The organism is Planctobacterium sp. R6, from assembly GCF_055755215.1.
The window spans coordinates 24,416-45,947 of the sequence record NZ_JBVTQY010000006.1; the positions used below are offsets into that span (position 1 = coordinate 24,416).

Consider the following 21,532-nt stretch of genomic DNA (forward strand, 5'->3'; position numbering starts at 1 on the left):
GGCATTCTGTCGATATGTTGCCTGTGTGTTTCACCACAAATTTGTTTTGTCCTCAGTTGGAGAAAAGTTATGAAAAAGGGTTTAAAAAGCGTTTTGTCAGTTTTCACCGGGTGTTTTTTGGTCGCAGCGTCCTTAAGCGCAAGTGCTACTGTTACCCTGGATAATGTCACAGACTATTATTTGTATGGCACCCTAATTGAAACAGAGTTTGAAATAGACAACCATGTTGCACAGCAAATTAACCAATCTTCTGAAACGGTATTGGTGTCAGAGCCAATATTGCTGGTTGCAGAAGAGGTAAGCAACGGCGTAGAGGTTGCTTATTCTTCAGCTGAATGACGTGTTGTTACCTACCGGGTAAGGATCTCAGGCAATGATGTTGCAGTCATTGCCTGTTTACACCACACAAAATCGCAAATTTGTTAGCTACGCTTGTCTAAAAGTAAAATAAGCTTGACATGGTGGTTTCCTAAGGTTTATGCTTTTTGAGGTAAAGTTTGTTTTACATATTATCAAAGAGAGTAGACTTATGAAGCAAAGCAAAACGGCGAGCTCACGCCTGGATGAGCGTTTAAAACAGGGTTCTAAAACCATTTTTTTCTGGACGTTGGCGTGGTTAATTTGTACCGCACTGTTAGCTTTTGGGCCCAAGCTGATCTGGAATTTTAATATCCCCATTACGCTGAGTGTTGTCGCACTTAACATCATTGCCGGAGTACGCATGTTGTGGGTTAACAAACAACATCTGGCACAAATGGACGAGTTACAGCGCAAGATTCATATGAATGCCATGGCCGTGTCTTTGGGGCTGACCATGATATTTGGTTCGTTGTATGGCTTGTTAGAGCCTGCCGGTCTGCTGGATCACACGCCAAATCCCGGCAATATATTGTTTGTGATGGGGATTAGTTATTTGGTGTCAGTCGTGCTGAATAACAGGAAGTATTCATGAAGAATCGACTGAAAGTTCTAAGGGCTGAGCGCGACTGGACTCAGGCTGATCTGGCGCAGGCATTGGATGTCTCCAGGCAAACCATTAACGCCATAGAAAAAGGCAAGTTTGATCCCAGTTTGCCTCTGGCGTTTAAGGTTGCAAGACTGTTTCAAATGCCGATTGAGTCGATATTTCAGGAAGAGACTTAGTGCTTATCTGTTGCTGTAATACCGTATTCCGTGTGAAGTTGACGGGCTGGAGCCAGAGTGTTTCATCTTTGGTTTCCAGTCCATCCGGTAAATAGGGGTTTGCTATCTCCAACAGGCGCACATTGTCAGTGTGTTGCAACGGGAATACGTGACGAGTGAGTTCGTGTTGCTGCATGTGGGCAGTGATGGCACCTTTTTGCGCCAGCTTTTTCATGCCCTGTTGTAGCTTTTCTGCCAATTCAGAGGAGGATTTAGCCACGTAGAAAAACACGGCAAATGGATAGTGCAGTAGTAGTGGATCATAGCTTTGAAAATCAGGATATTGGGCGGAACGCATTTGCACTTCTTTCGTGTAATCGTGGTAGCCACGTGGAAAATAGTCACAACGCTCGGCATCCAACATTTTAAACAGATCCTCGTAAACAGTAGACGTCGTAACTTTGAGACGGGCATTTTGTAAGATTTTAGTGTCTGGCCAATAGGTTCCCTGACAGGCGGTCAATGATCTCAATTGTGTCAGGTTTTCTATGGCATCAAATACCGAACGATTTTTTTGGTGGATAATGAACTTGCGAAACCCAATCAATCCTCTGCTGGTGGGTACTGTTACAGGGAGCACATGTCGGGACAAGGATTTGTCAGCGCCAAACCAGTAGACATCAATTAGATTGTGTTTACTCATTTCCGCCAGTACGCGCTTTTCGCTGCTGAAGGGGATTTCTGTCAGCGTATAATGGTCAGCTTGGCTACTTTCTGCCAACGCCAGACGCAGCAATTTGGTGTGATAGTCGTGAGAAATATCCAGAGACGAACGGGGACCGGGGATCCGTATTTCACTTGCGTCAGGCGAATTTGCCCAAACTAAACTGCAAGATAACAACAAAAAACAGGCGATGAGGTAATGCATGACGCAGAGTATAGCCTGCTTTTTGTCTTTGAATAAAGCATGATGATCCTTGCGATACAATTTTGCAAACAGGCGCTGCCTGAAGGGTTCGTCATATAAGCGCTTTACTCGTTGTCACAGTCCTTACACTTATCCCTACAATCGGGTAGGTGAATAGAATAATCCAGATGCAGTTATCGAGAACCATCAGGCCTGTAGAACAAATTTTGTACAGCAAAGATCAGCGCGCTTATGTGATTTAATTAAATGATACGGTGACTTCTATGGTATCGCGATAGACACCGGCATACTCAAAACCGTTGATTTGAGGGGTGACTTTGATAACACGACCTTTATCCTTACCGGCAGTACCTGATCCTGTTCTTTGGGTTACGGTTTGGGGGCTGGTGAGGGAAAGATTGGCGGCGGTATTCGCAACTGTAAAAAGGTAGGGAATGCTGTCCCCGTTTTCACTGCGCAAGTATCCCCCGTTCAGCGAATTGTAAGTTGCCTGGGCATTGCTTTGTCCGGTGTTACACCAGATGAATACATTGTTGGTTCTTTGAGCCCGGGATGAACTCAGATCAAGATTCACGGCACGTTGTTTAACATTGTTTCGGACTTTGCAGGTGGGTTCAATGGTGCCACCCATTTCAATCCTGGTGCTGTTTTCATGTTGATTTGCTGCCATTGCCACAGGGAGATGCAGTACTGAGATTAGTACCAGCAACGGCATCAGAGTCTTGGGCAACATTCTACTATTCATCATTCCGGGTGTAATCAGGTCAAACACGTCATGAAAATGACGTTAATTCTTGCACAATTTAAATTTTGGGGACTAAAGCAAGGATAAGGCCAATATTACAAGTACCGGGAAAAGTCAGGAGGAGAATCAGGCCTCGCGATGGAAAATGAAATGCAACTGGCCGCGCTTTATCTGAACATCCTGGCCCATTTCAGCAAAAAGGCGTTCTTCAAAATCCTGTTCGTTTAACTGGTATTGCAGCTCTGAATCGTCATTCAGGCGGGCCACCACTTTTTCCAGTTCTGGCTTGTGGAAATCCAGTATTTTTTGCTTGTTTCCCAGCATATACAACGACAAATATTCCCTGGCATCGGTGTAGGTACCACTACTCAGTATATTCAGAGTGGTTTTCATGGTAGCCCCAAAAACCGAACGAATCGGGTGGGGGACCAATGCCGCTATCAATTGCCGGGTGTCTTTGAGTACTGAGTATTCATCCTGAACCAGAGTGATTTTGTTCACCTGAATATCTTTCAGGAATATGAGCTTTTTGTCTTTGTCATAGGCGGGCCAGGCTACACCTTCAATATCGACATGAGCCCGATAAATCGGATTGGCCATTGAATCTACATGCAGGGCACAAAACAGGTTGATAATGAAGTGATCGGCCAGTTGTGGCATGGCCACTTTGGCTCGCTGAATAAGCAACTCACCTTTTGCCCCTGGTACCGGAAAAGCAAAGGTTTCCGGCAGGTTTTGACTTAAGAGGTGATTGAGTTCGTCGGCTTCCATGGTGACCGATTTGATTCGACGCAATTTGATCATCCATCTGGCAAGCCATTGATGTAATTTGGTTTTATCTATCTTCAGTGCCATGTCTATGCGTAGGTAATTAAACTTTCTATCTTTTATCGGGCGCGAACAATTGCAATATCAGGGGCTTTTACTAAAGCGATTAAACGCCGGGCGTCCTGATTCAGCCATTATAGTTTGAAATTAACAGTAAAAGGTATGATTGCAACTGAAGATTGTAACTGCAATGTCTTTTGTGAATATCAGTAATGAGAGCTGGTTCACACAAATCGACTAATAAATATGCAGTTTGTTGCCGATACTTTAAGTAACGGTAGTTTACCGTTGTATGTGTGTTCCTATTAGGTGTGTTCCCTGGGCCGCTTCTCGTGAAGCGGTCTTTTTTCGTTTGCGGCAAAAATATTTGTTACACTTTGAATGAAACAATAATTCAGGGTGTCAGGTACTCTGATCAGGTGCCTGGTCGAATAGTTAAAATGAAGAACCTTGTTAGTTTAGTCTGTTTATTGCTTATCTGCAGTTGTCCGGTTACGGCGGCTTATAAATCATTTTGCAGTGATGATTGGGCCTGCGCAGGCGCGGAAAAGAATGCCTCAGGTGAAATAAACTATTGGATGGAAAACCAGAAGCCGTATCCCATCACAATGACCCTGACGGTCAGAACCTCCAATCTCAAGTCCATCACTGGTGAAGTGAAAAGAAAGTGGGAAATAACCAGAGTGATTGCGGGGCAGGAACGACTGCAGGTTTTGCAGTTGCGCAAAGTGCAGGACGACAAGCTGACACGTGATCGGTTCGAATTCGACTGGATACCCGGTGACAAGAATGCTCAACATGACGAGCAGTATCGTTATACCTTGCCTTTTGCGCCAAACCGGGATTACAGAGTCGTGCAGGGCTTTAACGGTAATTACAGCCACCGTGGTGCCTCCCGCTACGCACTGGATTTTGCTATGCCAATAGGATCGCCGATTCATGCCGCGCGTGCGGGTTTGGTCATCGACCTGGAGTCTGGAAACTGGCAGGGCGGAGCGTCTCGGCGATTCGCTAAATATGCCAATTATATTGTGCTATTGCACGATGATGGCACCACCGGTGAATACTATCATCTGAAGCAACATGGTGTAGCGGTATCCCTTGGCGAATCGGTGTCAGTGGGACAACTGCTTGGTTATTCGGGCAATACCGGATTCTCCTCTTTGCCACATTTACATTTTGCTGTCTACAAGGCACGCAGCCACGGTCAGTATCAGTCGTTGCCCATCCAGTTTAACCGCCCTTTAAACACCTGGAAACGAAGAGGACTGGGTTTGTCTGACTAGTGAAGGGCTGAGGCTTAAACTTGTTATTTGGCAGACAGCTGATAGGCTTAATGGCACAATAAAAAAACACTGACTGCCATGATCCGAACCTCATTTTTAAGTCTATTCTTGCTGGCCTGTTCCTGTTGTAGCCTTGCCTTTGCCACAGAAGAAAGCACGGAACAATCGATATTGCAACTCATCGAATCTTACCAACCTGAAGCCCGAAAACTATTGAAAGAATCGGTGCTAATCAATAGTGGTACTATGAATTTTGAAGGCGTGCGGGAGGTAGCCAAACACCTGCAAACCGCCTATGCGGAAGCCGGTTTCGAAACCCGCTGGATAGATGGCAGTGGTTTTGGGCGGGCCGGACACCTGACTGCGCAAATGGGAACGCAGGGGGTGAAGTTCCTACTCATTGGCCACCTGGATACTGTTTTTGCGAAAAATAGTGGGTTTCAGCACTATGAGGTGATTGATGAACATCATCACAAAGGGCCCGGTATCACCGATATGAAGGGTGGCAACATTATCATGCTGCAAATCGTAAAGGCGTTACAAGCCAGTGGGGCACTCAGTAATATGCAGGTCAGGGTTGTGCTGACCGGTGATGAAGAGAAAAGCGGAGAGCCGCTCAGCGCGGCCAGAGCAGAATTGATTGCTGCGGCCAAATGGGCTGATGTGGCAATCGGGTTTGAAGACGGCGACAGTGACCCAACAACCGCCGTGATTTCGCGCCGTGGTGCGATAAGCTGGACACTGGACGTGAAGGGGCGTCCGGCACATTCTTCCCAAATATTCAGAGAAGGTTACGGCGATGGAGCGATTTATGAAGCCGCCAGAATCCTGAACACTTTTAGGGAAAGGTTGTCCGTGATGCCTAATCTGACCTTTAATCCAGGCATTATCGTCGGTGGCACCAAAAGTCACATTGGCGAAGATGCTAACGCTACTGCATTTGGCAAGGGTAATGTCATTGCACAAACTGTGCAGGCAAAAGGCGATTTGCGGGCATTAAGTCCGGAGCAAGTGGATATGGCTAAAAATACCATGCTGGCTATTGTGCAGCAAAACCTCCCCGAGACCAGTGCAAACCTGATATTCGAAGACGGGTATCCGCCATTGGCTCCCACACAGGGCAATAAAAAGCTGTTAAGTCTGTTTAATCAAATTAGTCAGGAACTGGACTACGGTGAAGTGGTGGCGGTAAATCCCCGAAATGCCGGTGCGGCTGATATTTCCTTTACCTCTGGCCACGTAAAAATGGCAATTGATGGCCTGGGGCTGATGGGCGACGGTGGTCACACCTTCAATGAAGTTGCGGATATGCGCACCTTTGAACAAAACATGAAGCGTGCAGCGCTGTTGATGTATCGCGTTGCGAATACGCCTGGCTTTGTGGATTGATTTGGCGCAATTTAAGCGTTGAAAAGTGCCTTAATATGCCCTGGTGATTACCAGGGCCACTCGCCACGAATTACATTGAGTCCGCGCCCTGAGATATCCAGTGCCTGTAGCGAAAAGTCTTTTTTGTTGTGGACCATTTCCAGATAAGGGAAAAACCATTTGATTCTGTCTTTAAAGTGTTCGTTGAGATATCTGTGATAATGCTCGAGTGCGCCGCTTGCGGAAACCGGTAAGTTGCCGCCATAGTCACCTCCTACCCGGAAAGGGAACTCCAGGCTGATGGGGCAAAATGCAAACCCCTCAGCCTTTTCATAAATCAGAACGATATAATTGATCCCGTCCAGAATGGCTTCCTTGTGCCAGGTAGGAAGGGCTTTTGATGGAGCAGATTTTGTTTTACCGGGCATCATTAAATACTCCAGTTTGAATAGATTAAGTTTAGCGTTTTTTTGACACCAGGTCGGTTAAAAATGAAGAAAAATGAAAACTTCTTAATTGTTGGCTAAATGCACAATGTCTGCGCAATTCTGTGTCAGGTTTGTTATGCGTTTAAGACAACAGGATTTTCGGGTGAATGAGTCGGCCTGGCAAGTAAACACAAGCAACGCGGAGCACAACCGCTTTCTAAATCTGGCAGATGTGCAACAAGATTTGGCACAATGTGATTCGTTTCAGCACCTGATTATCTGTGGCTTACCAAAATGTGGCTCATCTTTACTTCTGAATTTACTGGATAATCACAACCAGTTAAGTGTATTTCCCGACGAGTTACGTTTTATGGACGCGGGTTGCCAAAACATGCGCAATGTCGATGCCCTGGTGAAGTTACTGCAAAGTTATCATATCCGGCAACCTCTAAGTTGTTTGGCAAGCCTGGATGATTTCCCTGAACATCGAGGTTCCAGATCCTGGTTGCGCGAAGATGTTCGTTTTAATTTTGAATTGTTCAGTGACGCCATAGTCAGCTATTTTGGCAAAGCAAATACTGCTGAGCAGCGTTACTTTGCCTGTTTTTTGGCATTGGCGTGGGCCAGGCAGCAGCAACAACTGCTGATGACAAACAAGCCAGTACTGGTTTCAAACTCGCTCAATAATGAGCTGTACATGTTCAGCTGGCAACGAATGTTGCAATCTCGTGTGCGGTTTTTGTGGTGTATTCGAAACCCTTTTGAGCAGTATCTGAGTTTGCTAAAGACGGCTGCAAAATACGGACAAAAGCCTTTGCCGGTAGCGCTGTTTTGTCAGTGGCTAAAAGGGCGTTATGATCTGCTACCTTCACACGCTGAAAATGTATTTATTCTGCGTTACGAAGATTTAATTAATAACAGCCTAAATACCGCGAATAAAATTGCCAACTTCCTGAACATCGAATTCCAATCGACTATGCTACAGCCCTCGCAAAATGGCGTAGCCTGCACCGGACGTTCTTCCCGAGGTATTGATCGAAACGGGATTTATCACAACCCTGAATTAGCAAAATTGCAACTGGACAGCAATACGCTAACTGTCCTTGATACGGAACTTGATGTGATATTGCGGCGCTTTAATTACCGGTGAGTATCTGCAACGATTGACCGACAACCAGGGTACCAGTGTCTTTGTTGGGCAAATGGGCATGTTGCCCGAAGTAGGGCAGCTTTTTATCACCTACCTTAAAGCGTTCCATCAATGTTTGCAGTGGTTGTCCGGGCGTGGCTACTACGCCTCTTTGCTGGTCTACCGAGGTCATAGGGCAGCGTTGGCACGGGCCGATCATCGCAAAATCTAATGAGTCGGCGCGCAGGTTCTGCCACTGATATTCCTGCCAGGGCTGTGTATCTGCAAGGATTATATTGGCGCGAAAGCGGTCCATGGGCATGGGTTGAGGAAGATGTTGGTTTAGATCAGACAAAGACGCTTCGCAGGTGATTAAGAATGGACAGGCATCCGCCAGTTTTAACGTTGATTCCTGATTCTCCAGATATCTAGTGGCGACCAGGCGCTCTGCGTTATTATTAAATCTCACCAGTCGCAACTTTCCACCGCGAAATTCGCCTAACACCTGAGTTAACCAGTCACTTACTGCCTGCGATTCTTCTATACCTTCCACGGTATCTTTCCATATTTGCCAAAGCGCCGTGGGAGTTTTGGGGTCTTGTGTTACTTCAATCGTGCCATGGTACTCATGACTAAGACTCAACTGGCCATGTACGAAGTGGGTTTTTATCGTGGCCATAGCCGGGATTTGTCGCTGTGTAACAAACTTACCTGAATTGTCCGCAATCATCCATTGCCGGTCGCCTTCCAGCCCGGTCGGAAGTACATTAACCTGAGACAGGCTAATACCGGCCAGGGATTTTACCGGATAGATGTAGAGGGCTGAAATGCTCGCGTTCATTGAAATATCCTTAGGGCCTTTTGGCCATGAGTGCATGATTGTTATAAAAAAAATAAAGGGGTTTTACATTGCAAAACAGCGCTACAGGCTCTGACTAAAATACTGTCTCCAAAGGTCCGGCTCTATACCGTATTTGCGTTTAAAAGCGCGCCCGAAACTATCACTGGACTGGTAACCTACCTGAAACGCGACACTTTTTATACTCTTAGAAGCATCACTCAGGAAAATTTTTGCCTGCTCCAGTTTGATGTGTTCCAGCCAGGCTCTGGCCGTCATTTGATAATGTTGTTGTACCAGGCGATTGAAGTGCCTGTCACTCATGGCGCATTGTGCCGCCAGATCAGTGACGCTGACAGGTTTATGCAGGTTGTCCTGCAACCACATGTACACTTTTTGCAAGCGATCGTTGTCAATGCTTTGAAATTTTAATGATTCTGAAAACTGACTTTGGTGCCCGGCGCGTTTAAAGTAAGTGACCAAATATTTAGCTGCCGATGTGGCCACACGTACCCCGTGGTCTTGTTCGATAATATGTAAAGCCAAATCAATACCACTTAATACGCCTGCGGATGAATAAAACCTGTCGTGTTGAATAAACAACCGGTCGGCATCCACGATTAAGTGGGGATAACGGTGTTTTAACTCTTCGGCAAAGTGCCAATGGGTAGTCACGGTTAACCCTCGTAACCGGGGCAGATCTGCCGCTAAAAACACGCCGGTACAAATACACACTATGCGTTTCCCCAGGTTACATTGCTCCTGCAGATAAGGCTGAATTAATGCCTTTGTGGCCTGTTGTCTTGCACCTGTTCCACCGGGAATCACCAGAGTATCAATGCTGGGCGCGTCGGCAAAAGTATAGTCGGCTTCAATCTGAATGCCGGTTTCACTTCTAATCTTTTTCCGGGGCGCAATAATACAGGATTCATAAAGTGGTTCAGCGTCAGCTTTGATGAGGTCAAAGCATTCCAGTGGCCCGACGAGGTCTAACAGCTGTATATCGTCGTAAGCCAAAAAGCCGATGCGATGTGGGCAGGGAGTTGTCATTTAGCGAGGATTTATATCTGACGGTGCCAAGACTATAGCAGGTTTAAATATGTCTCAAGTGTCTAATGTGCGACATTTTCAGACATTTTTCGGTTTTGGACGTCCAGATGTTTAGACGTAAAGATGTTGACAATGTGAGCTATTAAGGCACAATGCCGGAATCTAAGTCGATTTACTAAGAGGTTGAGACAAATACCATGCCCATTCGAGTACCTGCTGAATTACCTGCACAAGCTATTTTAGACAAAGAGAATATCTTTGTTATGGATAGTGAGCGCGCGGCTATGCAGGATATTCGACCGCTGGAAGTGGGGATTCTCAACCTGATGCCCAATAAAATTCAAACCGAAACACAACTTTGTCGGTTATTGTCCAACACGCCGCTACAAATCAACGTGGATTTAATCCGCATTGATAACCACGTCTCAAAGCACACACCGGCAGAGCACATGGACTCTTTCTATCAGAACTTTGATGATATTGCTGAAAAGCGCTATGACGGCCTGATTATCACCGGAGCCCCCGTGGCGTTGGTGGACTACGAAGAAATATCCTACTGGGATAAGATCACCACGGTGATGGATTGGGCACGCCGGCATGTGCAATCTACCCTCTATTTGTGTTGGGCCGCACATGCTGCCATGTACCATTTTTATGGTATTAATCGCCATATCCGTGAGGACAAGTTATTTGGGGTGTTTGAACACAAGGTTAATCAGCCGCTGGATGAATTGGTGCGGGGGTTTGACGGTCGTTTTTATGCACCTCATTCCCGCTATGGTAATATTCTGATTGAACAGTATGAATCTGTTCCCGAATTAGATGTGCTGGCCAGCTCGGATGACGCCGGGGCCTATATCGTGGCTTCAAAAGACAAACGTCAGGTGTTTTTAACTGGCCATCCGGAGTATGAGTTACATACCCTGAATGATGAATACACCCGCGATATCAGCGCTGGATTAGACACCGCAATCCCGTTAAATTACTTCGCGGAGCCAGAAAATCCGCAATCGGCGCCTGTCATGAGTTGGCGCAGTCATGGTACCTTGTTGTATACCAACTGGTTGAATTATTGTGTGTATCAGGTGACGCCATACGACCTGAACGAATTGAGTAGCCGCACATAGACATTGTCTGTTTTCTGAATGTCAGCCGCAGTGAACAACACACAGCTTGCTGATGAGCGAAATCGAGTGAATGAGTTTCATATGAGTAACAAAACCCAACAACTATTAGCCTTGCTGGCTGACAGGATATTAATCTTGGACGGCGCAATGGGAACTATGATCCAACGCCATAAGTTGGAAGAGCAAGATTATCGCGGCGAGCGTTTCGCTGACTGGCCATCAGATCTTAAAGGCAATAATGATCTTCTGGTATTAACCCAGCCAGACATTATTCGCGAAATTCATGGCCAGTATCTTGAAGCTGGCGCGGATATATTAGAAACCAATACCTTTAACGCCACCAGTGTTTCCATGGCGGACTACAATATGGAATCACTGGTGACGGAGATTAATATTGAAGCTGCCAGGCTAGCGCGTCAGGCCGCTGACGAATACACCGCGAAAAATCCCGACAAACCCCGCTTTGTCGCCGGGGTTCTTGGGCCTACTAACAGAACCGCCTCTATTTCACCGGATGTAAATGATCCCGGTTTTCGCAATATAAGCTTTGAGCAACTGGTAGAAGCCTATAAAGAGGCAACCCATGCACTGATTCAGGGTGGCTCTGATTTGATTTTGATCGAGACCATTTTCGATACCCTGAACGCCAAAGCGGCTGCGTTTGCAGTGGATGAGGTGTTTGACGAATTAGGCTGTCAGTTACCTGTGATGATTTCAGGTACTATTACCGATGCCTCAGGGCGCACCTTGTCAGGTCAGACCGCAGAAGCTTTCTATTATTCTTTGCGTCATATTAAACCCATCTCCTTCGGCCTTAACTGCGCGCTGGGTCCGGATCTATTAAGACAATACGTGAAAGAGATCTCTGATGTGGCTGAGTGTCATATTTCCGCGCACCCCAATGCCGGACTACCTAATGAATTCGGTGAATATGACATGGAAGGGCCGGAAATGGCGGCGCACATTAAAGAATGGGCTGAGTCTGGTTTGGTGAATATTGTTGGTGGTTGCTGTGGTTCTTCACCGGAACATATCAGCTCCATTGCAACGGCAGTATCCTCTATTGCACCGCGCAAATTACCTACGCCTGAGGTCAGAATGCGATTATCTGGCTTAGAGCCATTTATTCATTAATACGCCCACGAAGAGAGACAGAGATTATGAATCAAGCATCATCGACATTTGTCAATATAGGTGAGCGTACCAATGTTACCGGCTCTGCGCGTTTCAAACGACTGATACTGGAAGGTGATTACGAAACTGCGTTGGATGTTGCCCGTCAACAGGTTGAAAGCGGCGCACAGGTGATTGATATCAACATGGATGAAGCCATGTTGGATTCAGAAGCGGCTATGACCCGGTTCCTGAATCTGATTGCCTCCGAACCCGATATTGCAAGGGTTCCTATCATGATTGACTCCTCGAAATGGACAGTCATCGAGGCCGGATTGAAATGTGTTCAGGGTAAAGCCATAGTTAACTCCATCAGCCTGAAAGAAGGGGAAGAACCCTTTTTAGCTCAGGCCAAAAAAATCAAGCGTTATGGCGCGGCGACTGTTGTAATGGCATTTGATGAAGTGGGGCAGGCGGATACCGAGGCGCGCAAGTTTGAGATCTGTGAACGTTCGTACCGACTGCTCACTGAGAAAATTGGGTTTCCACCCGAAGATATCATCTTTGATCCCAACATTTTTGCTGTTGCCACCGGCATTGAAGAACACAACAATTATGCGGTTGATTTTATCGAAGCTACCCGTCGCATAAAACAGAACCTGCCACACGCGCATGTCTCTGGTGGCCTGTCGAATATCTCCTTCTCGTTTCGCGGTAATAACCCGGTGCGGGAAGCCATGCACTCGGTATTTTTATATCACGCTATAAAGGCGGGTATGGACATGGCCATTGTTAATGCCGGCCAGTTGGAAGTGTACGACGAAATTCCGGATGAGCTGCGCAAAGCTGTAGAAGATGTGATTTTGAATCGTCATCCGGATGCCACCGAAGTGCTGGTAAACCTGGCGCCTAAATACAACGGCGATGGTAAAGAAGCGGTTAAAGAAGATCTGAGCTGGCGCGAACAACCGGTTAACAAGCGTCTGGAACATGCACTGGTAAAAGGTATCACTGACTACATTGTCGAAGACACCGAAGAAGCCCGGCTAAATGCAGAGCGGCCGCTGCACGTGATTGAAGGTCCGTTAATGGATGGCATGAACGTAGTGGGTGATCTGTTTGGCGAGGGTAAAATGTTTCTGCCGCAGGTGGTTAAATCAGCACGAGTTATGAAAAAAGCCGTTGCTCACCTGGAACCCTTTATTGAAGCGGAAAAAGAAGCAGGCAGCACCAATGGCAAAATCTTGTTGGCTACCGTAAAGGGCGATGTGCATGACATTGGTAAGAATATTGTTGGCGTTGTACTGCAATGCAACAACTATGAGATTATCGATCTGGGTGTCATGGTGCCTTGTGCCACCATTTTGCAGGAAGCGAAAAAGCACAATGTGGATATCATCGGCCTGTCTGGCCTGATCACGCCATCACTGGATGAAATGGTGTTTGTGGCCAAAGAAATGGAGCGTCTGGGTTTTGACCTCCCGCTGCTAATCGGCGGTGCTACCACATCCAAGGCGCATACCGCAGTAAAAATTGAGCAAAACTACAGTCACCCTGTCGCTTATGTGTCGAACGCGTCTCGTGCAGTGGGGGTTTGTCAGAAGCTGCTGTCAGCCACTCACAAGCCTGATTTTGTGGCACAGCTGCAAAAAGAATATGACACAGTAAGAGAGCAACACGCCCGTAAAAAGCCGCGTTCCAAACCCGTACCCCTGGAACAAGCCCGCAGTAATCCGGTTGCTATCGATTGGGACACCTACCAACCACCGGTGCCGCTTAAGCTGGGAGTGGAAGCGGTTGAGGCTGATATTGCTACCTTGCGTCACTACATCGACTGGACCCCGTTTTTCATGACCTGGTCATTGGCCGGAAAGTATCCGCGTATTTTTGACGATGAAGTGGTGGGAGAGGAAGCTAAAAAGTTATTTGCCGATGCAAATTCGCTGTTAGATGAGTTGCAGTCGTCAGGTCAGTTGCAGGCAAAAGGCGTCTATGGCCTGTTTCCTGCGAATGCGGTAACCGATGATGTTCAGATATTCACGGATGAGAGTCGCTCACAGTTGCTGGCCACCAGTTGTCACCTCAGACAGCAAACGGATAAAGGCCAGAACCCCAATTATTGTTTAACTGACTTTGTGGCACCCAAAGAGTCAGGCAAAGCCGATTACGTTGGGGCTTTTGCAGTAACCGCAGGTATTGGTGAAGACGAACTGGCCAACGCCTACAAAGCTGCAGGCGATGATTACAACGCCATTATGATTCAGGCGGTGGCCGACAGACTGGCTGAGGCCTTTGCAGAGTATCTGCATCAACAGGTCAGAAAGGTTTACTGGGGTTATGCGCCAGATGAAGCGCTGGATAACGACGCCCTTATTCGTGAAAAATACCAGGGCATTCGTCCGGCACCAGGTTATGCCGCTTGTCCTGAACACACCGAAAAACAGGTGATCTGGGACCTGCTGGAGGCTGAGAAGCACACCGGTATGAAGCTGACGGAAAGCTATGCCATGTGGCCCGGTGCATCGGTATCCGGCTGGTATTTCTCACACCCTGATTCCCGCTATTTCGCGGTTGCACAAATCCAGCAGGATCAACTGCAAGATTATGCACAGCGCAAAGCAATGAGTATCGAAGAAGCTGAGCGCTGGTTAGCGCCAAATTTATCCTGATGGAGGTCATTATGAATGAATTTGAAAATTATCCTGATGTGTTGCAAATCGCAAAACTGGGTGAACCGGTTTTGCGTCAGGCGGCCGCTCCCGTGACCGAATTTACTCAGGATTTAGAAAAGTTTGTCGCGCGATTACAGGACAAAATGACCGAAGCGGGTGGTGTGGGCATTGCTGCACCCCAGGTATTTTGCGCAAGACAGATTTTAATCATGGCCAGCAAGCCCAACAAGCGATACCCGGATGCACCTCAAATGGAACCATTAGTGGTCATTAATCCGCGTATCATTGCGCAATCTAAAGACACAGTGACGGATTGGGAAGGCTGTCTGAGTATTCCTGGTATACGTGGCCAGGTGCCAAGAGCCGATTGGGTCGAGGTGTTTTTTCAGGATACTCAGGGTACCATGCAGCGCAGACGTTTTGACGGCTTTTTAGCCCGCATATTTTTGCATGAGTATGATCATCTGATTGGTCGTGCCTGGCTTGATTCAGTACAAAATAATCGCGACATTATCAGTGAAGATGTGTATCTGAATCAGGTGGCTGCCGCCTGATTCAGCGCTGATTTTTATCCTGACTGGCGCTGTTGCGCCACCAGGTAGCTAACAGCGAACCGGTAATGTTCATTGCCGGACTGAAAAAAGCTGGCGCCAGACCCATGGTGGCCAGTTTCTGCATGGATAAGGCGATGCCGGACGCTAATCCGGAGTTCTGCATACCCACCTCAAATGCAACTGTGCGGGCGTCCTGCTCTTCCAGTTTCAACAGTTTTGCCAGGCTATAACCCAGGCCAAATCCCAGCAAGTTGTGCACCAGCACAATAGCAATTAACAATAGTCCAATGCTCAGGATGGCCTCTCTGCCCGCCGCCCCAATAATCGCCAGAATGATCACGATACCCGACATAGAAATCAGGGGCAGTACTTTTTGTAACAGCGCGACTTTATGCCGGAAGTAATGGTTCACCAGTAAGCCTGCCAGCACCGGCAAAATCACAATTTTGAGCATATTAAAAAACATGGCTGTGCTGTTAATCGCAATCAGCTCACCGGCCAGTAACTGCATTAAAAACGGTGTAATAAAAGGCGAAAGCAGAGTTGCGATAGCCGTTAACGTTAATGATAAAGCGACATTAGCGTTAGCAATGTAGCTCATCACATTAGAGGCCAGGCCGCTGGGTGAGCAACCCACTAAAATTATGCCAGCAGCGATTTCCGGCGGTAATTGCGACAACGTTGCCAGTGCAAAACCGATTAATGGCATCAGCGTGAACTGGCACAACAAGCCGACGATAACACTCTGGGGCATGGACAAAACCCGGACGAAGTCAGCAAAACTGATGGTACAGCCCATGCCAAACATGATCAGCATTAAAAGTGGAATAATGAGTTGTTTGGTATCGAAATTCTTTATCTGCAAAATAGCGTCCGGAAAGAGCAGTCCAAAACCAAACGCCGCGAATATCCACAGGGTGAAAATCAGGTGACGGGTTTGCTGTATCTGATAAAGGGCTAAAGACAAAAGCGTAAACCCCGCCATCATAGCCGAGAAAGTAGAGCTTTTAGCATCCAGCTGAAAATAGAAGATGGCTGCCATCATAAAACTGGCTATCGCCGCAAGGGTGAAATTTCTGGATGTTTGAGGGATTGCCATCATTCACTTTGAATTTATAAATTACAGATATTAATCTAGCAAAAAGAGGCAGGGTATAAAAACTTAAATATGACCATTAAACTATTTGATAATCAGTTATTTGCTGAACTCGATAAAAAAGCTGCCAGCAGCCCCCGCAAGCGCAGTAACAGCAATATTCACCAGGGGCCAGATGCGGCTGTCCAGCGGCTGTTTATCACCCTGTACCCCGATTCCTACGTTAGACCTCATAAACACCTTCAGTCGGATAAATGGGAGTTCTTTTTAATGATAACGGGCGAAGTGGCTTTTTTACTGTTTGATGAGCAGGGGGTATGCAAGGAGCGTTATCATTTATCAGCCAATGGTGATGTCAAAGGCTTAGAAATCCCGCCAGGTGTCTGGCATACCCTGGTGCCTTTACAGCAACCCGCCACCTTTTTCGAGGTAAAACAGGGGCCTTATATCCCACTGGATGACAAGGGCTTTGCCAGCTGGGCGCCAGAAGAAGGCGCAAACGAAGTGCCGGCGTTTTTAGCGCGATTGAAAAATATAGAGCCGGGCCAATCTGTTCGGCAGGTGCAAACTCAAAACTAAAGTTTACCCGGGAAGCAAAATTGGTTGTTTTTTAGGGGCTGGGAAAGTTGAGTTGATTGAATGAGGCTGACTACCAAAATAATCAGCCTTTGATAACATGGTTATTTTAAAAGTTTTCTTGAAAGGCTGCGAATGGCCTTTCGTGTTTTACGCTTTACTTTTTTATTCTCAATATTACCCTCAATACCAGCAACGATCATCGCGGCGGGGCGAAAAGTTAGTTTCAGGTTGCTCAGTGTATAACGTGAATTGTTTACACTGCGCTCTGAGTTGTCTCTGCGGCAAGAGCTGAGACAATACCAAGCTTTGCTGTTCTCGTCACGTTCGACCAGAAGTTGAATTCCAAACGCTGCCCAAGATTCTTCAGCAACACTAGCTATGTGTAATCCCGTTGCTAAATAAAGCTCTTGGGTATCCATTAATTTTGTCATAAGTGTTGGGACTTCGTAATCGCCGAATACGTCATTTGTTTGAACAACTCGTGGATAATAATAGGGACGGTCGGTGATGTCCGTGAGGTCGGAAAATGCGTTCACCTGTTTGTTCAGTATATCAAATTGATCGTTGTGACCTAAAAGGTGAACGTCAAAACTTAACGCCTCATCTGCTTCATTGGCATTCATCAAAATGACTTGGTTGTCACCCAACACATTCATGAAGCCGCTGGTTAAATCAACACTTATGGCAGTGTCTTCATCAACACCGATACCCCAGAATCCACCGTTGTCTCGCATTGCTGCTGCTAACCTCCCGATACGTCCTCTGGCGAGGAAGTGCTGGTCTGTCATGAATCCAGGCGGCATGAATTGTAATCCATTTCTAACAATTGCTTGATCTTCACCTAATGGCAAGCTTAGACTATCAGCACTTGTTCCCGAGACAATAACGGGTGAACCTTGAATGGCTGCTCCGGCACTAGTACCGCCGATAGCGACACCTTGTTCTAGTCGTTGTTTGATTGCTACTGCGACAGGTGTATCAGTTCCATCTTCATTCTGCAGAGAAACTAGCGTTCTACTTTGATTTCCACCACCAAACCAAAACGCGTCACAGGATTCAACTTTCGCCACGATATCCGCTGACTCTGATAAACGCTGCTCGGTGGTTCTGACCTCAGAAAAAGAGTAATCATCGTCTTCTATCGGAGTTGTATTCCAAGCCGAGTTGCTTGCCCGAATATCTATGGCTTCAGTTATAGCACCGCGGCTACCAAATTTTTCTTCATAAAACGCTATTGCACCAGCAGGGTCACTGCTATTGGTACCAAAAATACAAATCTTGCTGTTGGCACCCCCGGCAAGTTCTACCCAGTGGTCATACATTATTTCTTTAACTGAACCGCCACCGTGAATAAAGTACTTTCCCTTTGTTGCATGTGCGTTTAGGGACAGCATTAGCAAGACAGAACAGGATATTAAGGGGTTGAGTAATCGCATAAGTTTTCCTACATTTTGTTGTTTTTGACTTCAGCAGTGTGCCTGCTTGTTTTTAGTACGATTCAAAGAATATGAGAAAGGAGCCAGTGAATGGAGCTAAATTGATTGGGTTTTTAATCAGACCATGGCGAGATTCGCTAGGCATCATAGATGGATCAATATTTTAAAGGCGGCCATAAAGAAAAGGGTCAATAAATGACCCTTTAAATGCTGGTTAGCTCAATTAAAAGCGATAACGTAAACGCAATTTGTAATATCTGCCTTCCAGGGTGTGATTGATTAAATCAACGTTTTTATACCGTCCATAAACAAATGGTGGTTCGCGATCAAACAAATTATCGATGTTCAGGGATATTCTTAGATTTTCATCCAAATTATAGCCTATGTGTGCATCGGTACGTGTCCATGAGGGAACTCTCCTTTCAAGCCCTACTCCTTGGTCCTCCAGCATGGCGATAGAGGCGGAATCGAGTAAGGCCACTTCATCTAGATAATCACTGGTATAATCAAGCGCAACTCCAGCATACCAATCTTCTTTACTCCAATTTAGAGATAATTTGCCAGTCCATTGAGGAAAACGGAATGTGCCCGCCAATTGTTCCTCTTCAGCATATAGCGACTTATTGCGGGTGTGAGAAATTAAGCGAGTTGCAGAAAATTTCATACTAAAGTCGCCGGCTTCTGTTTCGAATCGATGGCGATAGGCAAAGTCCATACCTTTGGTTTCTTGTGTGCCGACATTTTCCAATTGTAGGATGTGATTAGTAAACAGAGGAATTGAGTCTGCACGCGTGTCAATTTCCTGCCATTGTGGAAGTAAATCAGCTAGATCTTGTGTAAAACCGCTTTGTAAGCCCAGACCATCACAGAAATCTGAATCAAATGACAGCCCCAATTGATCGGGCGGGACCAAGCCACAAAACCGAATGGATGGGTCACTTAGCGATCTGATCAACATACTTTCTAAATCAGTATCAATAATGTTTTCGTGTTCGAATTGCCAATAATCCAACGTCAGGGTGACATTCTTAGTGGGACTGTAAGCTAAGCCAAGATTGAAGTTTTCTGCTTCTTCTGGCTTCAGGTTTTCATTGCCTAGTTCTAGTGTAAAAGGATTTATTTCTCCACCGGTATCGCCGTCGCAAAATATGCTGGCAAACTGTTCGAGACATCTGGCATTACTGGTTGTAGTCCGCAGTTCTACACCTGCTTGAGTCAGAGATGGAGCTCTAAAAGAAGTCGCCCAGGATGCCCGCACGATTAAGTCCTCAGTAGCTTGATAACGCAAACCTACTTTTGGGTTAAAGTCTCCACCAAAATCACTATAATGATCGTATCTCCCCGCTAGCTGCATATTCAGGCTTTCAGTTACGGGGACGTTGAATTCTGCATAAGCCGCCCACTGAGTGCGATCAGCTGCCGATGCACTAGAACCAAATCCGATAACATCTACAAGGTAGTTATTGTCAAACTGCGCTTTAGCTGAATCAGAAGGAGCGTCAATGATTTCTTCTCTTCTGATTTCTGCACCGAACGCTGCACTCACTGTTCCAGATTTCAGCTCCCAAAGTTCACCACTGGTATTAAAGTCAAGGCTGATTGTTGTAGATTTACCATCTCGGGTGGGCTTGTCGATTGACAATAGTGCAATGATTTCTTCATTGTCGGACTGGCCATTCATCGGGTTATAAAATAATCCGCCCGTCTCTGGAGTACAGGTTACGCTACCATCAGGGCAAAGTTCGCCGTAAAGTGAGGCATTAAACCGCTCACGGTTATATATGCCGTCGACGGCAACTTGATTGGATTCACTTCTGGAGTAGAGAAGTCCAGATTCCCAGTGCCAACCATTATCAAACTCGCCTTCCAGTCCTGCAACACCTCGAAAGCTGGTAGTTTCATTCTCAATAATTCTGGGGGATGCAAAGCGGCCTCTCACATAAATAAATTCAATGTCTCGGCCGGATAAACTCGTCCCACTACCTGTGGATAATTGGTCTCGAATTGGGTCAAATGCGGGATTCTCTGCATCAAAATTCATCCAACTGGAACCATTTTGCATATCACGCCAACGTGTTGCTGCGGTCTGTGCTGTGGCTTCATTACGGCTAAAGAAAAAATCCGAGAAAAAGCGTGTGTTACCAAACTCGTGGTTATACATAAGACCCGCTGACAAACTCTCACGTTCAGGATAAACCAGCTTGGCATCATTTGGATTATATTCACACAACTGATCACCGTATTGATCTACAATTATGTTTTCTTCTGGGCAACCTGGGAGTGCAAACCCAAAACCTGACTCACTGCTTCTGAATCTCACACGTGGGAAAGGAGAGTAGGTTGACGTGGCAAAGGTGCCTGCCGTTTGCTCACGGTCAGGATAAGCAAAATCGTCACGTTTGTAGTAGTCCATAAATAGAGACAGGTGGCCTTCTCCAACTGGTTGACCCCAAAAGGCATTTAAATTTATTTTGCTTTCATCTGTACTGGCTTCAGAATCCCCATAGCTGAGATTAATTTCGGCACCATCATAATCTTTTTTCAGAATGTAGTTAACGACGCCGGCCACGGCATCTGCACCGTAGGTTGCTGAAGCACCTGTTGCAAGCACATCCACTCTTTCAATTGCTGACGGAGGAATGGCATTAATATCCACAAAGTTCTGCGTGCCTTTTGCAAAAGATGCAGCAGCCACGCGTCTGCCATTGATTAATGTGAGTGTTGAAGAGGCGCCCAAGCCACGTAACGAAATGGCGGCAGAACCTGCCGGTGAATCTGTGGAAAGTGCGCCGCTTTCTGTTGTAGAGAAGGAGCCGTCACCGCCCCGAGTTTGCCCCAGATCTCTGAGTAAATCATAGATACTGGATGCTCCCGATTTTGCGATATCTTCCGCTGATATTGAAATCAGAGGTTGTGCACCTTCTAAATCAACACCTTTAATTTTTGAGCCTGTGACGGTGACAATTTCCGTTTCTGTTTCCTCATCTTCTATTTCTTGAGCCAAAACCGATGTAGTTATAAATGCAAAGCTTACGGATGCGGCTAACAGAGACTTGTTAAAATATTTATAGTTCATGATGTCTTCCTGTGTATGTTCCGGATTTAAGTCAGGTGTCCTGCAATTAATTGTCAGGTCAACTTTCAACCTTTAACAAGCCTAACCTGAACAGGACAGTGTTATTCCCTGAAATGAACCAATGTCAAAATATTCGTAGTGATTAATGCTGTTCATT

20 protein-coding genes are annotated in these 21,532 nt (G+C 46.3%); 11 read left to right on the forward strand and 9 right to left on the reverse strand.

The window, feature by feature from the left end; translation table 11 throughout:
• The first annotated feature begins 69 nt into the window (after positions 1-69).
• From AC0J20_RS05805 to AC0J20_RS05815, 3 genes are all read left to right on the forward strand, one after another.
• Entirely contained in the window at positions 70-339 is a 270-nt protein-coding gene (locus AC0J20_RS05805) for a hypothetical protein (RefSeq protein ID WP_229530666.1), read from the forward strand.
• Positions 340-529: 190 nt separating this feature from the next.
• Positions 530-952 (forward strand): hypothetical protein, encoded by a 423-nt coding sequence (locus AC0J20_RS05810; RefSeq protein WP_473020967.1) that lies wholly within the window; start codon positions 530-532, stop codon positions 950-952.
• Complete coding sequence (locus AC0J20_RS05815; protein ID WP_473020968.1) at positions 949-1,143, forward strand: helix-turn-helix transcriptional regulator; 195 nt, start codon at positions 949-951, stop codon at positions 1,141-1,143. Before AC0J20_RS05810 ends, AC0J20_RS05815 begins: the two co-directional genes overlap by 4 nt.
• Here AC0J20_RS05815 and AC0J20_RS05820 read toward each other — a convergent pair.
• The 3 genes from AC0J20_RS05820 to AC0J20_RS05830 all read right to left on the reverse strand — a co-directional run bounded on the left by AC0J20_RS05820 (position 1,085) and on the right by AC0J20_RS05830 (position 3,650).
• The gene (locus AC0J20_RS05820) at positions 1,085-2,050 is read right to left on the reverse strand and encodes a hypothetical protein (protein WP_473020969.1); all 966 of its coding nucleotides are present in this window, start codon (positions 2,048-2,050) and stop codon (positions 1,085-1,087) included. The two genes, AC0J20_RS05815 and AC0J20_RS05820, sit on opposite strands and share 59 nt — an antisense overlap.
• A 238-nt stretch (positions 2,051-2,288) precedes the next feature.
• Positions 2,289-2,783, reverse strand: a complete 495-nt coding sequence (locus AC0J20_RS05825) for a Csu type fimbrial protein (RefSeq protein WP_473020970.1) — start codon at positions 2,781-2,783, stop codon at positions 2,289-2,291.
• A 138-nt stretch (positions 2,784-2,921) separates the two neighbouring features.
• A complete protein-coding gene (locus tag AC0J20_RS05830; protein WP_473020971.1) occupies positions 2,922-3,650 on the reverse strand; it encodes a hypothetical protein in 729 nt (242 codons plus the stop codon).
• Positions 3,651-4,063: 413 nt separating this feature from the next.
• Here AC0J20_RS05830 and AC0J20_RS05835 point away from each other — a divergent pair, with 413 nt between their 5' ends.
• Both AC0J20_RS05835 and AC0J20_RS05840 read left to right on the forward strand, forming a co-directional pair.
• Positions 4,064-4,909 (forward strand): M23 family metallopeptidase, encoded by an 846-nt coding sequence (locus AC0J20_RS05835; RefSeq protein WP_473020972.1) that lies wholly within the window; start codon positions 4,064-4,066, stop codon positions 4,907-4,909.
• A gap of 78 nt (positions 4,910-4,987) precedes the next feature.
• Entirely contained in the window at positions 4,988-6,298 is a 1,311-nt protein-coding gene (locus AC0J20_RS05840; RefSeq protein WP_473020973.1) for a M20/M25/M40 family metallo-hydrolase, read from the forward strand.
• A gap of 47 nt (positions 6,299-6,345) precedes the next feature.
• Here AC0J20_RS05840 and AC0J20_RS05845 read toward each other — a convergent pair whose 3' ends face one another.
• A complete protein-coding gene (locus AC0J20_RS05845; protein ID WP_473020974.1) occupies positions 6,346-6,708 on the reverse strand; it encodes a hypothetical protein in 363 nt (120 codons plus the stop codon).
• Positions 6,709-6,841: 133 nt separating this feature from the next.
• Between AC0J20_RS05845 and AC0J20_RS05850 the strand changes: the two genes are divergently transcribed.
• On the forward strand, positions 6,842-7,855 hold the full coding sequence (locus tag AC0J20_RS05850) for a sulfotransferase (RefSeq protein ID WP_473020975.1): 1,014 nt from the start codon (positions 6,842-6,844) through the stop codon (positions 7,853-7,855).
• On the opposite strand, the gene AC0J20_RS05855 is transcribed toward AC0J20_RS05850, so the two are convergent.
• Both AC0J20_RS05855 and AC0J20_RS05860 read right to left on the reverse strand, forming a co-directional pair.
• Positions 7,842-8,675 carry an MOSC domain-containing protein gene (locus AC0J20_RS05855; RefSeq protein WP_473020976.1) on the reverse strand — a complete coding sequence of 278 codons (834 nt, stop codon included), beginning with the start codon at positions 8,673-8,675 and terminating at the stop codon, positions 7,842-7,844. The two genes, AC0J20_RS05850 and AC0J20_RS05855, sit on opposite strands and share 14 nt — an antisense overlap.
• An 81-nt stretch (positions 8,676-8,756) precedes the next feature.
• The gene (locus AC0J20_RS05860; protein ID WP_473020977.1) at positions 8,757-9,722 is read right to left on the reverse strand and encodes a GlxA family transcriptional regulator; all 966 of its coding nucleotides are present in this window, start codon (positions 9,720-9,722) and stop codon (positions 8,757-8,759) included.
• Positions 9,723-9,919: 197 nt separating this feature from the next.
• On the opposite strand from AC0J20_RS05860, the gene metA reads away from it, so the two are divergent.
• The 4 genes from metA (at position 9,920) to def (ending at position 15,188) form a co-directional block, all read left to right on the forward strand.
• Positions 9,920-10,849, forward strand: coding sequence for a homoserine O-succinyltransferase MetA (metA, locus tag AC0J20_RS05865; RefSeq protein WP_473020978.1), 930 nt, complete (start codon positions 9,920-9,922; stop codon positions 10,847-10,849).
• Between the two features lie 81 nt (positions 10,850-10,930).
• Complete coding sequence (locus tag AC0J20_RS05870) at positions 10,931-11,983, forward strand: homocysteine S-methyltransferase family protein (protein WP_473020979.1); 1,053 nt, start codon at positions 10,931-10,933, stop codon at positions 11,981-11,983.
• Positions 11,984-12,009: 26 nt separating this feature from the next.
• On the forward strand, positions 12,010-14,631 hold the full coding sequence (gene metH, locus AC0J20_RS05875) for a methionine synthase (protein WP_473020980.1): 2,622 nt from the start codon (positions 12,010-12,012) through the stop codon (positions 14,629-14,631).
• A gap of 11 nt (positions 14,632-14,642) precedes the next feature.
• A complete protein-coding gene (gene def / locus AC0J20_RS05880) occupies positions 14,643-15,188 on the forward strand; it encodes a peptide deformylase (protein ID WP_229530681.1) in 546 nt (181 codons plus the stop codon).
• Between the two features lies 1 nt (position 15,189).
• Here def and AC0J20_RS05885 read toward each other — a convergent pair whose 3' ends face one another.
• Positions 15,190-16,287 (reverse strand): bile acid:sodium symporter family protein, encoded by a 1,098-nt coding sequence (locus tag AC0J20_RS05885; protein WP_473020981.1) that lies wholly within the window; start codon positions 16,285-16,287, stop codon positions 15,190-15,192.
• A gap of 69 nt (positions 16,288-16,356) precedes the next feature.
• Between AC0J20_RS05885 and AC0J20_RS05890 the strand changes: the two genes are divergently transcribed.
• Complete coding sequence (locus AC0J20_RS05890) at positions 16,357-16,863, forward strand: WbuC family cupin fold metalloprotein (protein ID WP_473020982.1); 507 nt, start codon at positions 16,357-16,359, stop codon at positions 16,861-16,863.
• A 101-nt stretch (positions 16,864-16,964) separates the two neighbouring features.
• Here the strand turns inward: AC0J20_RS05890 and AC0J20_RS05895 are convergent, their stop codons facing one another.
• Complete coding sequence (locus tag AC0J20_RS05895) at positions 16,965-18,299, reverse strand: cyanophycinase (RefSeq protein WP_473020983.1); 1,335 nt, start codon at positions 18,297-18,299, stop codon at positions 16,965-16,967.
• 223 nt (positions 18,300-18,522) lie between these two features.
• Entirely contained in the window at positions 18,523-21,375 is a 2,853-nt protein-coding gene (locus AC0J20_RS05900) for a TonB-dependent receptor (protein ID WP_473020984.1), read from the reverse strand.
• Between the last annotated feature and the right edge of the window lie 157 nt (positions 21,376-21,532).